The organism is Chloroherpetonaceae bacterium (assembly GCA_033763895.1).
Taxonomy (GTDB): domain Bacteria; phylum Bacteroidota; class Chlorobiia; order Chlorobiales; family Thermochlorobacteraceae; genus JANRJQ01.
The window spans coordinates 24,724-38,295 of sequence record JANRJQ010000008.1 but is presented as its reverse complement, the minus strand read 5'-3'; the positions used below and the strand labels follow the sequence as shown (position 1 = coordinate 38,295).

General features: G+C 41.2%; 14 protein-coding genes and 4 tRNA genes. 12 read left to right on the top strand and 6 right to left on the bottom strand.

Annotated features, from left to right (window positions below):
* Position 1: 1 nt before the first annotated feature.
* From SFU91_07430 to rpsT, 6 genes are all read right to left on the bottom strand, one after another.
* Entirely contained in the window at positions 2 to 229 is a 228-nt protein-coding gene (locus SFU91_07430) for a DUF433 domain-containing protein (GenBank protein MDX2128848.1), read from the bottom strand.
* Between the two features lie 104 nt (positions 230 to 333).
* Positions 334 to 1,059, bottom strand: a complete 726-nt coding sequence (locus tag SFU91_07425; protein MDX2128847.1) for an ATP-dependent Clp protease proteolytic subunit — start codon at positions 1,057 to 1,059, stop codon at positions 334 to 336.
* Between the two features lie 221 nt (positions 1,060 to 1,280).
* Entirely contained in the window at positions 1,281 to 1,949 is a 669-nt protein-coding gene (locus tag SFU91_07420; protein MDX2128846.1) for a DUF4276 family protein, read from the bottom strand.
* Position 1,950: 1 nt separating this feature from the next.
* Complete coding sequence (locus tag SFU91_07415; protein MDX2128845.1) at positions 1,951 to 3,036, bottom strand: AAA family ATPase; 1,086 nt, start codon at positions 3,034 to 3,036, stop codon at positions 1,951 to 1,953.
* A gap of 94 nt (positions 3,037 to 3,130) precedes the next feature.
* The gene (locus SFU91_07410; GenBank protein ID MDX2128844.1) at positions 3,131 to 3,721 is read right to left on the bottom strand and encodes a hypothetical protein; all 591 of its coding nucleotides are present in this window, start codon (positions 3,719 to 3,721) and stop codon (positions 3,131 to 3,133) included.
* Between the two features lie 114 nt (positions 3,722 to 3,835).
* On the bottom strand, positions 3,836 to 4,117 hold the full coding sequence (rpsT, locus tag SFU91_07405; GenBank protein MDX2128843.1) for a 30S ribosomal protein S20: 282 nt from the start codon (positions 4,115 to 4,117) through the stop codon (positions 3,836 to 3,838).
* Positions 4,118 to 4,437: 320 nt separating this feature from the next.
* On the opposite strand from rpsT, the gene SFU91_07400 reads away from it, so the two are divergent.
* From SFU91_07400 to rpoB, 12 genes are all read left to right on the top strand, one after another.
* The gene (locus tag SFU91_07400) at positions 4,438 to 5,211 is read left to right on the top strand and encodes an exodeoxyribonuclease III (protein ID MDX2128842.1); all 774 of its coding nucleotides are present in this window, start codon (positions 4,438 to 4,440) and stop codon (positions 5,209 to 5,211) included.
* Positions 5,212 to 5,490: 279 nt separating this feature from the next.
* Positions 5,491 to 5,563 (top strand) — tRNA-Thr (locus SFU91_07395).
* Between the two features lie 14 nt (positions 5,564 to 5,577).
* Positions 5,578 to 5,659, top strand: a tRNA-Tyr gene (locus tag SFU91_07390).
* Between the two features lie 21 nt (positions 5,660 to 5,680).
* Positions 5,681 to 5,753, top strand: a tRNA-Thr gene (locus tag SFU91_07385).
* 72 nt (positions 5,754 to 5,825) lie between these two features.
* Positions 5,826 to 5,898: transfer RNA gene (locus tag SFU91_07380), tRNA-Trp, on the top strand.
* Positions 5,899 to 6,144: 246 nt separating this feature from the next.
* On the top strand, positions 6,145 to 6,336 hold the full coding sequence (secE, locus tag SFU91_07375) for a preprotein translocase subunit SecE (protein ID MDX2128841.1): 192 nt from the start codon (positions 6,145 to 6,147) through the stop codon (positions 6,334 to 6,336).
* A 36-nt stretch (positions 6,337 to 6,372) separates the two neighbouring features.
* Complete coding sequence (gene nusG / locus SFU91_07370) at positions 6,373 to 7,044, top strand: transcription termination/antitermination protein NusG (GenBank protein MDX2128840.1); 672 nt, start codon at positions 6,373 to 6,375, stop codon at positions 7,042 to 7,044.
* 52 nt (positions 7,045 to 7,096) lie between these two features.
* Positions 7,097 to 7,522, top strand: a complete 426-nt coding sequence (gene rplK / locus SFU91_07365) for a 50S ribosomal protein L11 (protein ID MDX2128839.1) — start codon at positions 7,097 to 7,099, stop codon at positions 7,520 to 7,522.
* A 58-nt stretch (positions 7,523 to 7,580) separates the two neighbouring features.
* Positions 7,581 to 8,276 (top strand): 50S ribosomal protein L1, encoded by a 696-nt coding sequence (gene rplA, locus SFU91_07360; protein ID MDX2128838.1) that lies wholly within the window; start codon positions 7,581 to 7,583, stop codon positions 8,274 to 8,276.
* A gap of 37 nt (positions 8,277 to 8,313) precedes the next feature.
* The gene (rplJ, locus tag SFU91_07355) at positions 8,314 to 8,841 is read left to right on the top strand and encodes a 50S ribosomal protein L10 (GenBank protein ID MDX2128837.1); all 528 of its coding nucleotides are present in this window, start codon (positions 8,314 to 8,316) and stop codon (positions 8,839 to 8,841) included.
* Positions 8,842 to 8,943: 102 nt separating this feature from the next.
* Complete coding sequence (rplL, locus tag SFU91_07350; protein MDX2128836.1) at positions 8,944 to 9,327, top strand: 50S ribosomal protein L7/L12; 384 nt, start codon at positions 8,944 to 8,946, stop codon at positions 9,325 to 9,327.
* Between the two features lie 309 nt (positions 9,328 to 9,636).
* Positions 9,637 to 13,548: a DNA-directed RNA polymerase subunit beta gene (gene rpoB / locus SFU91_07345; protein MDX2128835.1), complete on the top strand. Its 3,912-nt coding sequence runs from the start codon at positions 9,637 to 9,639 to the stop codon at positions 13,546 to 13,548.
* The last annotated feature ends 24 nt before the right edge of the window (positions 13,549 to 13,572 follow it).

Here is a 13,572-nt window from a genome sequence, read left to right as displayed (position 1 = left end):
TCTAAAAATAAGTTACCCGTTCATTTTTTAAGGAAGCAGCAGCAAAAGCTAAACAAGCACGAATCTGATGCTCTTGAATAGAAGGGTAAGCGTCTAGGACGCTTTGAACAGTTTCTCCAAGAGAAAGTTTTTCCAAAATAAGCTCAACAGGAATCCGAGTTCCTTTAATAATGGGTTTCCCAAATAATATTTGAGGATTTGAATCGATGAGCGTTTCCCAATCATGCATAAGAATTGAACATTAATGGAGTTGGATGTTTAGAAATGCTTTTAATGAAATTTAACAAAAAGGGCGACAAAATGTCGCCCTCTCATGCCTTTCCAAGATAAGCCTCACTTCTTTTCGGTTGAAGCAGGCCGCTTTTCAAAAATTTCATCAATCAGCCCGTAAGCCTTCGCTTCCGGTGCCGACATCCAACGGTCTCGTTCTGAATCTTTTCGCACTTGGTCAGCCGTTTGACCCGTATTCTTTGCTAAAATCTCTTCAAGCAATACACGCGTCTTGCGAATTTCATCGGCCATAATCAAAATATCGGTTTCCTGACCTTGCGCCCCACCCGAAGGTTGATGAATCATAATGCGTGAATGTGGAAGTGATGCACGCTTGCCTTTCGCACCCGATGAAAGCAAAAACGCACCCATCGAAGCCGCCATTCCAACACACACAGTGGCCACATCGGCACGGATAAAATTCATTGTATCATAAATGCCAAGCCCTGCCGAAACGCTGCCTCCGGGCGAATTAATGTAGAGATAGATATCGCGCTCCGGATCTTCCGATTCCAAAAAAATCAGCTGTGCAATCACCAAACCTGCAGAGTGGTCGTCAACCACATTGCCATAAAAAATGATGCGTTCACGAAGCAATCGTGAGAATATATCGAATGCGCGCTCGCCTCTTCCAGAGGTTTCAATAACCATCGGAACGAGCATATTCATCATCGGGTTAGTTGCTTGCCCTTGCAGCGCTGAGGCTTGAAGATGATTGATACTATTTTCGATGCGCGGATGAAACAATTTTGATGCATGATGCTCAAAACCAAAATTGATGTTAGCCATATATGTGTAAAGTCGGTTAGTTCTTGTGAAAAACTTCAGTTAAAGTGAATCTGTAAAAATGAATAAAAGAATGAATGGTGTCGTTGCCGTGGGCACGGGCTGTGGTCATGAAGTCTCGAAGCGTGAAGCAATCGCTCACCAATAGTTAATGATTTCAACCCTCAAATCAAAATCGAAGTTTCCCTAATAGAAATCTTTTACAATACAATGGTTTATGAGTTTTATTTAAGACCTTGCAATGTCGTTATCCACCAATGGAAGTGTGGGCATTTACTTTGAATCGTGGCTAATCCAATTTCTTTGGAAATTAAACTCCCATAAAGTCGTTTTTGATAAGCAGGGTAAAGTACCAAGAGTCTTTTTGAAGGTGCCGTTTGGATTCCATCATCAATTAATTCGGGCGAATGACATTCAAATAAGATTTTGTTTAAGTCTTCTAACTTTGTGCGGGGTTGAAAAGGTTTTAGCCTCTGCTCAATGATATTGACATCTGAAAAAAGCAAAGCTTCAAATTCATGCAATTGGATATATGGCGTAAAACGGCGGTATTCAATATCCTCAAAGAACGATTGTTCAAGAAATTGAACCTTTTTATATGGGTCACGGATTCCTAACGATTCATTATACTTTGGGAAATCTGAAGGGAGTGCATAAAGGTCAAACATTGAAGTAAAATGAGCATTTGTATCTTCTTTCATCCACCTCAGTAAATCTTTTTTTACTTTTTCATAATTAGTTATTCCTCCCCTATAAATTTTTCCATTCGCTCTTTTGGTTTCAACCCGCCTAGCGGTGCAGTAAATTTCGAGTTGTGAAAAGTGAGGCGTAAGCAAATCTCTTACAAAAGTTTCTTCCGTTTCTCCTTCCACTAAAAAATTCAACCGTACCATTTTATTCAGGTCTTCCGCCAAATACATTCTTTTCCCAAAGTTCTCCTAGCGAATATTCTTCAAGCCAATTGCTAAGTCTTTCCTCAGAAAGCCTTTCAAAAGAGGAGACTCTATTTTTTTGATTAACCACAATAATATCTTCCGCTGAAAAATGATTAATAAGCGAAACTGATTGCGTTGAGATAATCACTTGTTTAATGGAACTGACGCTTTTGATGAAACTAGCAAGTAAATTAATGGCATAAGGATGAAGTCCTAATTCGGGCTCATCAATTAAAATCGTGGATGGCATTAAATGAGCAGGTTGCAAAAAAAGGGTTGCCAAACAAATGAATCGCAAAGTTCCATCAGAGAGATGGTAAACTTGAAATGGATAATCTGAGCCTTTGGAATACCATTCTAATTTTATGGTATTTGGGTTAACGGGATTTGCTCGCAAGAGAAAGTCATCAAAATAAGGCACAATGAGGCGTATAGTATCTCGAATATTGCGATAGGAATCATACTCTGCAACTTTCAATCGATAGAGGAACGCCGCTAAGTTTCCTCCATCCGGCCGAAGGTGAAGGTTGTCATTGATATCTGTAGTTCTTTTAACGGCCGAGTTCGAACTGGTATCATGAAAATGATACACACGCCATTCTTGAAAACATTTTCTTACAAATTGTGCTACACCAGAAGAATCACGAGTGAGATTTGTTTCGTATCTATCTGCTGTCGTGTATTGATGATAGGGTTCTGTGTACTTGGTTTTGTCGTGTATGGTACACCGTTCAATATCAATCAATAATATATCATTCTGTGTTGGTAATAGAGATAAGTGATAGGTATTGATGCCAAAACCGAGAGTTAGTTCAATTTTATGTGTGACTTTAACACCAAAATGAGCGAGCGAATTGGCACCACCTTCAACCTGAATATATTTTTGAAGATTTTCTTTAATTAATTCATTGAGAAGTTTAAATACCGAAATGAAATTTGATTTTCCCGCTCCATTTGCTCCAATGAGAATGTTGATGGGCTTCAAATGAAGTGAAAGTGAGTTTATCGATTTAAACCCCTTTATGTCTATACGGTCGAGTTGCATAACTTATCTTCATAATCAAATAAGACATCGTTAACGGCAAAAAGATACTTTAAATCTTAACGATACAAAAGATAGCCATTAAAATTGCGTCTCTTCAGAACACTGATTTCAGCAACGGCGACTTGTATTCATTCTCTGAATTTGCTGCTGGATTCCATTTCTTAAAACTGGTTGAGCGAACAATTGCTTGAATGGCTGCCCCGGCGGCGGCGTCAAGGTCGTTGTGTAAAATCGAAACCGACTTGACTTGTCCCGTAGGCGCAACAAAAATTTGATACTGAATATACCCGGTTTTATTATTTAGCCGCCTCTTCGCCGATTCCACCGTTGTTTGAACCTTATCTTCGATGACTGAAATCGTGTTATCCATCGCTGAGTAATCAATGCCGGGCTCAACATAAATCGTCTGAACTTGTTGCATTTCAGGTTCCGGCTCTGTGGGTTCAGCTTGCTTGGGTGGCTTAGTGACCTTAGGCGAAGCAGGGCGGGGTTTCGCTTTCGCCGCTTCGTTAGCTTCCTTCATCGCCTCCTGATATTTCCTTCGGGTTTCTTCAGCTCTCATTTCAATTAAACTGTCTGGGCGGTTTAAGGTTAATTCTCGCTTTTTGCTGCAACCGTCGCACCCTGAAAATAAAATGATACTCAGCGTTATGAGAGTAAAGAATAAAAATCGATTGGATGTCATGTGAATTACATTTGAATGAGAGAAAAGGCGCGGCATTGAATGAAAATGTCAAAAAAAAAGCCATACCGCATATCGATATGGCTAAATACAAAAAGTCTTGAAATTAACGCGTGTTTACTTTGAAGCAGTTTTTTTTGTCGCGTTGACAGACTTTACAAGGCGAGACTTATGGCGAGCAACCGCATTGCGATGCATCAATCCCTTGACTTCCATTCGGTCAAGTTTTTGAACAGCCGCTCTTAAGGCCTTTTCAGTTTCGTCAGCACTGGTTCCCGTTTTGACAGCCGCTGCAACAGCCTTAATGAGTTTCTTTGCTTCTGATTTGTTATTACGGTTGCGAACATTGCGACGCTTTGATTGGCGAACACGCTTTTCGGCAGATTTATGTCTTGGCATGCGTTAGGTCAGTTATATCAAGTGTTAAGTAGTAAATCTTATAAATTTTTTTAAATTTTTCGGTGAGCCATTCGCTATCTATCAAAGCGATGTGTAAAACTAATATCAAATGCGCATTTTCTGAAAGTCGGCAGTAGGCCTGAATTTTGCCTAAAACAAATCAAAAAGAAATTGCAGAGCGAAACCCTTTAAGAAAAGGGCTGCAAATATAATGAACACATAGAAATCTACAAGCGTCTTTTTCGGTTTCTTTTCAAAGTTATCGTAAGTTCGTAGTGAATAGAACTTGATTTCAAAACTCATTTTTCAAAAGTCAACCTATGCCTTTTTCTGTCGTTACTTGGAATGTAAATGGGATTCGCGCCCGTGAAGCTGCTTTACATCAATGGCTCCAAAAATCATTGCCCGATGTGTTATGCCTCCAAGAAATCAAGGCAGACAAAACAAAAATTCCGATCTCATTTCAAAATGTTGATGGATACGAAATTTTTTGGAATGATTCGACCGTTCGCGGCGGATACAGTGGAACTGCGCTTTTTGTGAAGAAAAGCACACTTCAATCATTAAAAAATCCAATCTTTATTATTCCCCCATTCGATTTGGAAAACCGCTTGGTAGGGTTGCAGACTGATGAATTCACGCTTCTCGGTGTTTATATGCCTCGAGGAGAAAAAGATGATCATTATCAAGTAAAGCTGGATTTTTTCAAAAAAATCGGGCAGTTTCTTTCGCTTGAAATGAAAAATGGCAGAGAAGTAATGCTCTGCGGCGATATCAATGTGGCTCACACACCCATCGATCTTCACGATTCTCAAAAAAGCGACGATGCCGTTGGGTTTCGACCACCTGAACGGGCAGAAATTGACGCGTGGCTGCAACTTGGGCTCAAGGACGTTTTTCGAGAAATGAATCCCGGTCAGACAGGACTCTATACGTGGTGGCCTTATTGGAAGGGTGCCCGCGAAAAAAATTTAGGCTGGCGAATCGATTGCCTTTATGCTTCTGAAAAAATGGCGCAAAACGCAAAAATTGGGCGAATTCATACCGAAGAAAAAAGCTCAGATCATGCACCAATGGAAATCGTTTTTGACTAAGCTTATAATTAAATGTGAATGAAACTCATTGTAAAAGCGCAAAGTCGCCCAAAAATTTGATAAGTAAATAAGAAATCTATTTTGAATTTTACTTTCACTCACGTATCTTTGTGGCCTTTTCGCTTTCCGAATAACTTCACTTGAAAGGCCGAAAGGCCTGTAAATGGCCTACCGAAAAGGCGATGCGGGCTGTATGCAATCAAAAGTACCTGTTTTTAGGTTTATCGGGGAAGGGTAAAATCACGAGTTGGTTTTTTGAAAAGTTTAGTTCTAAATTTCGCTGGTGTAGCTCAGTTGGTAGAGCAACTGATTTGTAATCAGTAGGTCGGGGGTTCAAATCCCTCCACCAGCTCAGTGAAAAAGTTTGGGCAGATAGCGAAGTGGCCAAACGCGGCTGACTGTAAATCAGCTGACTCTGTCTTCGGAGGTTCGAATCCTTCTCTGCCCACTGATCTTTGACATTCTGTTTGCTGATGTAGCTCAGTTGGTAGAGCACGTCCTTGGTAAGGACGAGGTCACCGGTTCAATCCCGGTCATCAGCTCAAGCTGCTGAATCATATCAAATGAGGATATACTTGCTAATCGAGATGATTCACACTTTTTGTTATTTATTTACGGGCGTAGCTCAATTGGTAGAGTAGCGGTCTCCAAAACCGTTGGTTGTGGGTTCGATTCCTACCGCCCGTGCAAGGTTACCTCGTGGGGTAAGTTGAATCGATAAGGGTTGAATTTGTTTTGATTAGAACTCTTGTGTCGGATTAACCAAACTCTTCATTTAGTTAGCTTCGATTTACAAAAGATTTTCAAAAGACATGTTTCGTCAGATGATTTCTTTTTTGTTGAAGCGCGAGGTTTTGATCTAGGATTTCTTGAATTTATTTCACTCGTAGAGTACCCTTATTGGGCTTCACGAGGAAAAAGAAAGTTGAATTTATGGTTGATAAAATAAAGCAGTACGCATCTGAAGTAGTGACGGAAATGAAGAAGGTAACTTGGCCTTCTCAGGAAGAACTGAAGGAATCAACGATAGTTGTACTAACGGTTTCAGGCTTATTGGCCTTATTTACATTTGTGACTGATGAAACCATTAATTTTGTGATCAAGCAGTTGGTTAAGTTAGGGTAAAGCACGCTTTGTAACGAATTAGGCGAAACGATTTCAATGATAAACGAAGAGTTAAGTACCACCGGCGGAGAAGAAGATCAAATTCCATCTGAAAATCCGGTTGAAGAAGCAAAACCCCTTGATTCAAGTGTGGCACTTCAGTCTGCTGCATTGGCAGGAGGTGGGCTTGCATCTAAGCGCCGCTGGTACACGGTGCGCACGTATTCTGGGCACGAAAGAAAGGTAAAGGAACATATCGACCGTGAAATCGAAAAGCACGGAATCGCTGAAAAAATCGCGCAAGTTTATATCCCATATGAAAAGTTTGTAGAGGTAAAAGACGGAAAAAAAACCAGTCGTACAAAAAATGCTTTTCCGGGATACATTTTAGTAGAAGCTCTTTTAGATAAGCAAACTAAGAGTGTTATTCTCGAAACTCCTTCTGTTGTAGGGTTTTTAGGTGTGAAGGATGAGCCCCAAGCACTGCGCCCTGATGAAGTAAAGCGAATTATGGAGCCTGACCAAGATGCTGATAAGCGTTCTTCAATAAAGTCGCCTTTTGAAATCGGCGGATCGGTTAAAGTAACCGATGGTCCATTTGCAACACTGACAGGAACAGTACAGGAAGTTAATACTGAGAAAATGAAAGTTAAAGTTTTGCTAAGCTTCTTTGGAAGAAGTACTCCAACAGAATTTGATTTTTCACAAGTGAAACCGGTGGTTAACTAACAAACAACGGTCTTAAAGTTTATTACAAAATAGAAACGACTATCGTAAAGCAATGGCTAAGAAAATAACCGGATATATTAAGCTTCAAATCCCAGCGGGTCAAGCAAATCCTGCGCCGCCGGTCGGTCCGGCTCTCGGACAAAAAGGGGTTAACATTATGGAATTTTGTAAGCAGTTTAACGCCAAAACTGCTTCTCAAGCTGGTCTTATTATCCCAGTTGTAATTACGGTGTTTTCAGATAAGTCGTTTACTTTTATTACAAAAACGCCACCAGCTTCGATTTTGCTTATTAAAGAAGCAAAAATTGAAAAAGGATCAGCTGAACCGAATCGGACGAAGGTGGGCAAAGTGACGCGTGAGCAAGTGCGGAAAATCGCTCAATTGAAAATGCCGGATTTAAACACTACAAGCCTCGCCTCAGCCGAAAGTATGGTTGCAGGTACCGCTAAAAGTATGGGAATTACGGTTATAGAGTAAGTTTTTTAGTGGGAGATGGTTTTTCCATCGTTATTCGTTAACCACAATTTTATTTAAAATGTCAGGAAAGAAATACACCAAAGCATTTGGGATGCTCAATCCCGATGCTGAATATAGCATCGAGGAAGCTGCCTCAAAGCTAAAGGAAATCAGCTACACAAAATTTGACCCTACCGTCGAAGTCGCGATGCGGCTCGGTGTTGACCCAAAGCATGCCGATCAATTGGTGCGTGGTACAGTGGTATTGCCGCACGGTGTTGGTAAATCGGTTCGTGTCCTCGTTATGTGTAAAGCCAATAAAGAAGAAGAAGCCAAAGCAGCAGGTGCCGATCACTTTGGGTTGCAAACCTATGTAGAGAAAATTCAAGGTGGATGGTCAGATATCGATGTCATTGTTGCCACGCCGGATGTAATGGCTGAAGTTGGTAAACTTGGTAAGGTTCTTGGTCCAAAAGGGTTAATGCCTAATCCAAAATCAGGAACTGTAACGATGGATGTTGGCAAGGCAGTACGCGAATTAAAAGCCGGTAAGATAGAGTTTCGTGTAGATAAAGCAGGGATTGTTCATGCAGGCGTAGGAAAACTTTCTTTCGGTGATCAGAAGATTTCAGAAAATCTTCATGCATTCGTCAGTGCTGTTCTTCGTGCGAAGCCAGCTGCAGCGAAGGGTCAATATTTGAAGTCAATATTTGTTTCTTCCTCAATGTCGCCATCTTTGCGCATTAAGAAAGATACGCTGTTGGCAACGCAATAATTGAAAAGGAACGCTAATCATTTAGATAAAGACAAGTATGAAAAAAGAAGATAAAGCCGTCATATTGGCAGAAGTAACCGAAAAGCTCAAAAAAGCAAACGGGGTTTATTTGACCGAATTCAGTGGATTAACTGTTGAACAAGTTTCAAATCTTCGTAATCAATTTCGAAAAGCCGGTATTGAATATAAGGTTGTCAAAAATACGCTTATTAAGAAAGCGCTTAAGGAGGCTAAGCTTTCTGATAAGTTAGTCAGTGGCTTAAAAAACACGACCGCATTAGCCTTAAGCTACGACGATCCGATTGCACCTGCAAAGATTATTAAGCAGTTCTCCGGTGAGGTTGATAAGCTCAAATTCAAAATGGCTTCAATTGAAGGCACTGTTTTTGAATCAAGCCGACTGAATGAAATTGCCGGGATGGCTGGCCGTGTGGAAAACATCGCTAAAGCAATTGGCGTGGTAAATCAAGTTATTGTTCGTGTGCCTTCATCAATGAACGCAGTCATTCGCAGTTTGATGCAAGCTGTTAACGAAGTTGCAAAAAAGCAAAACGCCGCGGCATAATTTTATTAGAACTTACGCACTCAACTTTTTTGTAAAGGATCGCTTCTACCTTTACATTTTTGTTGTATTATTTTTTTAATCATTTATCAAGGATAAGCTCAAATGGCATCTGTTGAAACACTCGTAGAAGAAATTGGTAAACTTACGCTTACCGAAGCGTCTGAACTCGTAAAGGCATTGGAAGCCAAATTTGGCGTCAGTGCTGCTGCACCTGTAATGGTTGCCGGTGGCGCAGCTCCGGCCGCCGCTGCTGCTGCACCTGCTGCTGAAGAAAAAACTGAATTTGATGTGATTTTGAAGAGCGGTGGAGCAAACAAAATTAACGTCATCAAGGTTGTTCGCGCGGCAACAAATCTTGGCCTCAAAGAAGCCAAAGAATTGGTTGATGGCGCACCGAAAACCGTTAAAGAGGCAATGCCAAAGGCCGATGCCGAAAAGCTCGCAAAGGAATTGCGCGAAGCAGGCGCCGAAGTCGAACTCAAATAAATATTTGAATTCATTTTATTTTAAGGCTCCGCGCCGAAATGGCGCGGGGCTTTTGTTGTTTCTATTGTAAGAGCCTTGAATTTCTGCAGTTAGTGAGAAAAAACTTAGGAATCGGAAATTTTAATTAATTTGTTAACTTCGTTCAGAAACAAATAATCCTACAGTGATCTCACACGAGCATTTTTCAAGTGGCAAGAGACTTTGGGAACGCTTTCTTTGAAAAAGAGCGTTAATCAAAACCGTTGTTTCTTTAGTTGCTGAAGATTTTCATTCTGCTATTTCACAAATTTATCCAAAAGAGAGGCTATCGTGAGAACCAAATCTCCAAAAAAGAAAGCCGAAAGAGTATCCTTTTCTAAGATTCCGCAATTGCTCACTGCACCCGATTTGCTTGAAGTGCAACTGCGCTCATATCGTGAGTTTTTGCAAGATGATGTCCCAGCTGAGCGTCGCAAAAGAAAGGGATTGGAAGAGGTATTAAGGAACAGCTTTCCGATTACAGATACCAAAGAATTGTACTTGTTAGAGTATGTCAGCTATACAATTGATAAACCTCGGTATACGATTGAAGAATGTATTGAACGAGGGCTAACATACGAAGTCTCTCTCAAAGCTAAATTGAGGCTTTCATACAAGGATGAACCAGAAGAAACAGAATGGAAAGAAACCCAAGAGCAAGAAGTTTACTTGGGGAAGATTCCATATATGACCGAACGCGGCACATTTATTATTAACGGAGCTGAGCGTGTTATTGTTGCTCAGTTGCACCGTTCCCCGGGTGTTGTATTTTCAGATGCCACTCACCCGAACGGGAAGAAAATGTATTCAGCCAAGATTGTTCCTCTGCGAGGATCTTGGATTGAATTCCAAACCGATATTAACAATCTGCTTTATGTTTATATCGATCAAAAGAAAAAGTTTTTAGCAACCACATTGCTTCGTGCTGTCGGCTTTCCAAGAAGCGAAGATATTCTTCGCGCGTTTGATATGCTTGAGGAGGTCTCTGTATTCAAAGATCCGGAAAAAAATGAACATTTAATTGGGCGATATTTGGCAGATGATGTCATTAATCAAAAAACCGACGAGGTTATTAGTTCAGGCGTAATTATTGGGGAATCAGAAATCGAGCAACTCATTGATGCTGGTGTTACAAAGGTAAAAGTCAACCGATTGGATAAAGAAACCGATCTTGATAAGTCGGTGGTTGTAACCACACTCACCAAAGACGAATCCAGAACTGAAGAGCAAGCATTAGAAACAATCTACCGTGAGCTTCGATCCAATGAGGCGCCGGATTTAGAAGCCGCACGTGGGCTACTTGACCGAACATTTTTCAACTCAAAAAAATATGATTTGGGTGATGTCGGGCGATATAGACTTAACAAAAAGCTTTCAGACCAATACAAAGAAATACAAGAAATCTTTGGTAAAGATGCGCACTTAAAACGACTTTTTGCACCAATTGAGGAAAAGATTGGCAATCTGAAACAGCCTGATGGAAAAGTATCAGTTAATCCTGAACAAGTAGTACTGACGCAATATGATATGATTGCGATTATGTATTACATGCTTCGGTTGGTGAATGGAAAAATTGATGTTGATGATGTCGATCACCTTTCAAACCGTAGGGTGAAGTCGGTCGGTGAACAGCTTTCAGCTCAGTTTTTGGTTGGGCTTGCGAGAATGGCGAAAAATGTGAAAGAAAAACTCAATGCAAGAGATTCAGAAAAAGTAACGCCCTCAGATCTTGTAAATGCAAGAACCGTATCAAGCGTAATTTCTTCATTTTTCGGCACTAGCCAACTCTCTCAGTTTATGGATCAAACCAATCCGTTGGCTGAATTGACAAATAAACGCCGAACATCAGCCTTAGGACCGGGCGGATTGACCCGCGAACGCGCAGGGTTTGAAGTTCGTGACGTCCATTACACACACTATGGAAGACTTTGCCCGATTGAAACACCCGAAGGCCCCAATATCGGTCTTATTTCGTCCTTTTGTATTTACGCAAAAATCAACGAAAAGGGGTTTATCGAAACACCCTATCGCCCGGTAAAAGAAGGTGTGCCTCAACAAAAAGTTGAATATCTTTCGGCAGAAGATGAAGAAAATAAGATTACTGTTCCGGCCACAGTAAAACTTGATAATGGAGGAAAAATTTCCGGTGAGAATGTTCAAGCAAGACGAAGAGGTGACTACCCGCTTGTGTCACCGAAGGAAGTTCAATTTATGGATGTGGCTCCAAATCAAATTGTGAGTGCAGCGGCTGCGTTAATTCCATTTCTGGAACATGACGATGCTAACCGCGCTTTGATGGGTTCAAATATGCAACGCCAAGCTGTACCACTTCTCAGAGCTGAAGCTCCGCTTGTCGGAACCGGTCTGGAAGCAACAATTGCGCGTGATTCTAGAACAATGATTTCCGCCGAAGGAGACGGGGTTATTGAATCCGTAACATCAAATGAAATTGTCGTTCGATATGACAAACGTGTCGATGATGAAGCCGAAGGCTCCCTTATTGATGTGGATGAAACCCTTAAGTCCTATAAACTCACGAAGTTTTTTAGATCCAATCAAGACACGGTTATTAATCAAAAACCGATTGTCAGTGAAGGTCAAAGAGTGAAAAAAGGTGAGGTGCTTGCCGATGGCTCTTCAACAGAAAATGGTGAATTGGCGTTGGGTAAAAATGTGCTCGTTGCCTTCATGCCTTGGAGAGGATATAACTTCGAAGACGCCATTGTGCTTTCCGAGCGGTTGGTTTCGGACGATGTGTACACCTCCATCCACATTCATGAATTTGAATTAACTGTTCGTGATACGAAACGCGGTGAAGAACAATTCACCCGAGATATCTACAATGTCAGCGAAGATGCCTTAAAAAATCTTGACGAAAACGGCATCATTCGTATCGGTGCTGAAGTCAAAGAAAAGGACATCCTTATCGGAAAAATTACGCCGAAGGGAGAAACCGATCCAACACCTGAAGAAAAGCTTCTAAGAGCCATTTTCGGTGAAAAGTCAAGCGATGTGAAAGATGCTTCACTTCATGCGCCGCCGGGAATGAATGGGGTTGTGATTAAAACCAAACTCTTTAGCCGAAAAAAGAAATTGGGTGAAGATCCGAAATTGCGCATTGCAAAATTGGAAAAAGAATACACACGGAAAAAAGAAGAATTGCTCGAAAAATTCTTTTCACGCTTCATGCACTATTTGGATGGTAAAGAATCGGTAGGTGTACGCGAAAAGGATGAGATTAAGATTCGCAAAGGCACAACGTTCACGAAGCAAAATCTTGAAGTCTATCGGCAAATTACCCGTTTAGATCGGCTTGATTTAGATAACGGCTTTGTGGAGTCGAAGAAAACGAACAACATTATCCGTCGCTTGGTCGATGAATATCGCCGCCGATACAAAGAGCTTGATGATGAATTAGAAAATGAACGGTACAAACTCAATGTAGGCGATGAATTACAGCCGGGCATTGAAGAACTTGCAAAAGTTTATATCGCGCAAAAGAGAAAGTTGCAAGTAGGAGACAAAATGGCCGGTCGCCACGGTAATAAAGGGGTTGTCGGAAAGATTGTTCCAATGGAAGATATGCCTTTTATGGAAGATGGAACACCGGTTGATATCGTGCTTAACCCGCTGGGTGTGCCTTCCAGAATGAATATTGGTCAGCTTTTTGAAACTTCATTGGGATGGGCAGCTGAAAAATTAGGTGTGAAATTTGCGACGCCGATTTTTGATGGTGCTTCTTATCAAGAGGTACAGGAAAAATTGAAAGAGGCGGGACTTCCGGTTGACGGAAAGGTACAACTTTACGATGGTAGAACAGGTGAAGCGTTTGACCAAAAAGTAACTGTAGGTCAGATCTATATGCTGAAACTTTCTCACCTTGTCGATGACAAAATTCACGCGCGCTCAACCGGACCATACTCCCTGATTACACAGCAACCTTTGGGAGGTAAAGCGCAATTTGGTGGACAACGGTTTGGGGAAATGGAAGTTTGGGCACTTGAAGCCTACGGCGCTGCTCATATTCTACAAGAAATACTGACGGTTAAATCTGACGATGTCAATGGCCGAACTAAGACATATGAAGCGATTGTAAAGGGTCAAAATTTACCTGAACCAAATGTACCGGAGTCTTTCAATGTGCTTGTGAGAGAGTTACAGGGCCTTGGTCTCGAAATTCGTATAGATGATAGAGTACCATAAGGGCAAAGAGCGAATATCGTTCAG

Bases quoted from the DNA above. Each gene is read 5' to 3' on its own strand.
- SFU91_07430 (MDX2128848.1), bottom strand. From the start codon at position 229: ATGCATGATTGGGAAACGCTCATCGATTCAAATCCTCAAATATTATTT.
- SFU91_07425 (MDX2128847.1), bottom strand. From the start codon at position 1,059: ATGGCTAACATCAATTTTGGTTTTGAGCATCATGCATCAAAATTGTTT.
- SFU91_07420 (MDX2128846.1), bottom strand. From the start codon at position 1,949: ATGGTACGGTTGAATTTTTTAGTGGAAGGAGAAACGGAAGAAACTTTT.
- SFU91_07415 (MDX2128845.1), bottom strand. From the start codon at position 3,036: ATGCAACTCGACCGTATAGACATAAAGGGGTTTAAATCGATAAACTCA.
- SFU91_07410 (MDX2128844.1), bottom strand. From the start codon at position 3,721: ATGACATCCAATCGATTTTTATTCTTTACTCTCATAACGCTGAGTATC.
- rpsT (MDX2128843.1), bottom strand. From the start codon at position 4,117: ATGCCAAGACATAAATCTGCCGAAAAGCGTGTTCGCCAATCAAAGCGT.
- SFU91_07400 (MDX2128842.1), top strand. From the start codon at position 4,438: ATGCCTTTTTCTGTCGTTACTTGGAATGTAAATGGGATTCGCGCCCGT.
- secE (MDX2128841.1), top strand. From the start codon at position 6,145: ATGGTTGATAAAATAAAGCAGTACGCATCTGAAGTAGTGACGGAAATG.
- nusG (MDX2128840.1), top strand. From the start codon at position 6,373: ATGATAAACGAAGAGTTAAGTACCACCGGCGGAGAAGAAGATCAAATT.
- rplK (MDX2128839.1), top strand. From the start codon at position 7,097: ATGGCTAAGAAAATAACCGGATATATTAAGCTTCAAATCCCAGCGGGT.
- rplA (MDX2128838.1), top strand. From the start codon at position 7,581: ATGTCAGGAAAGAAATACACCAAAGCATTTGGGATGCTCAATCCCGAT.
- rplJ (MDX2128837.1), top strand. From the start codon at position 8,314: ATGAAAAAAGAAGATAAAGCCGTCATATTGGCAGAAGTAACCGAAAAG.
- rplL (MDX2128836.1), top strand. From the start codon at position 8,944: ATGGCATCTGTTGAAACACTCGTAGAAGAAATTGGTAAACTTACGCTT.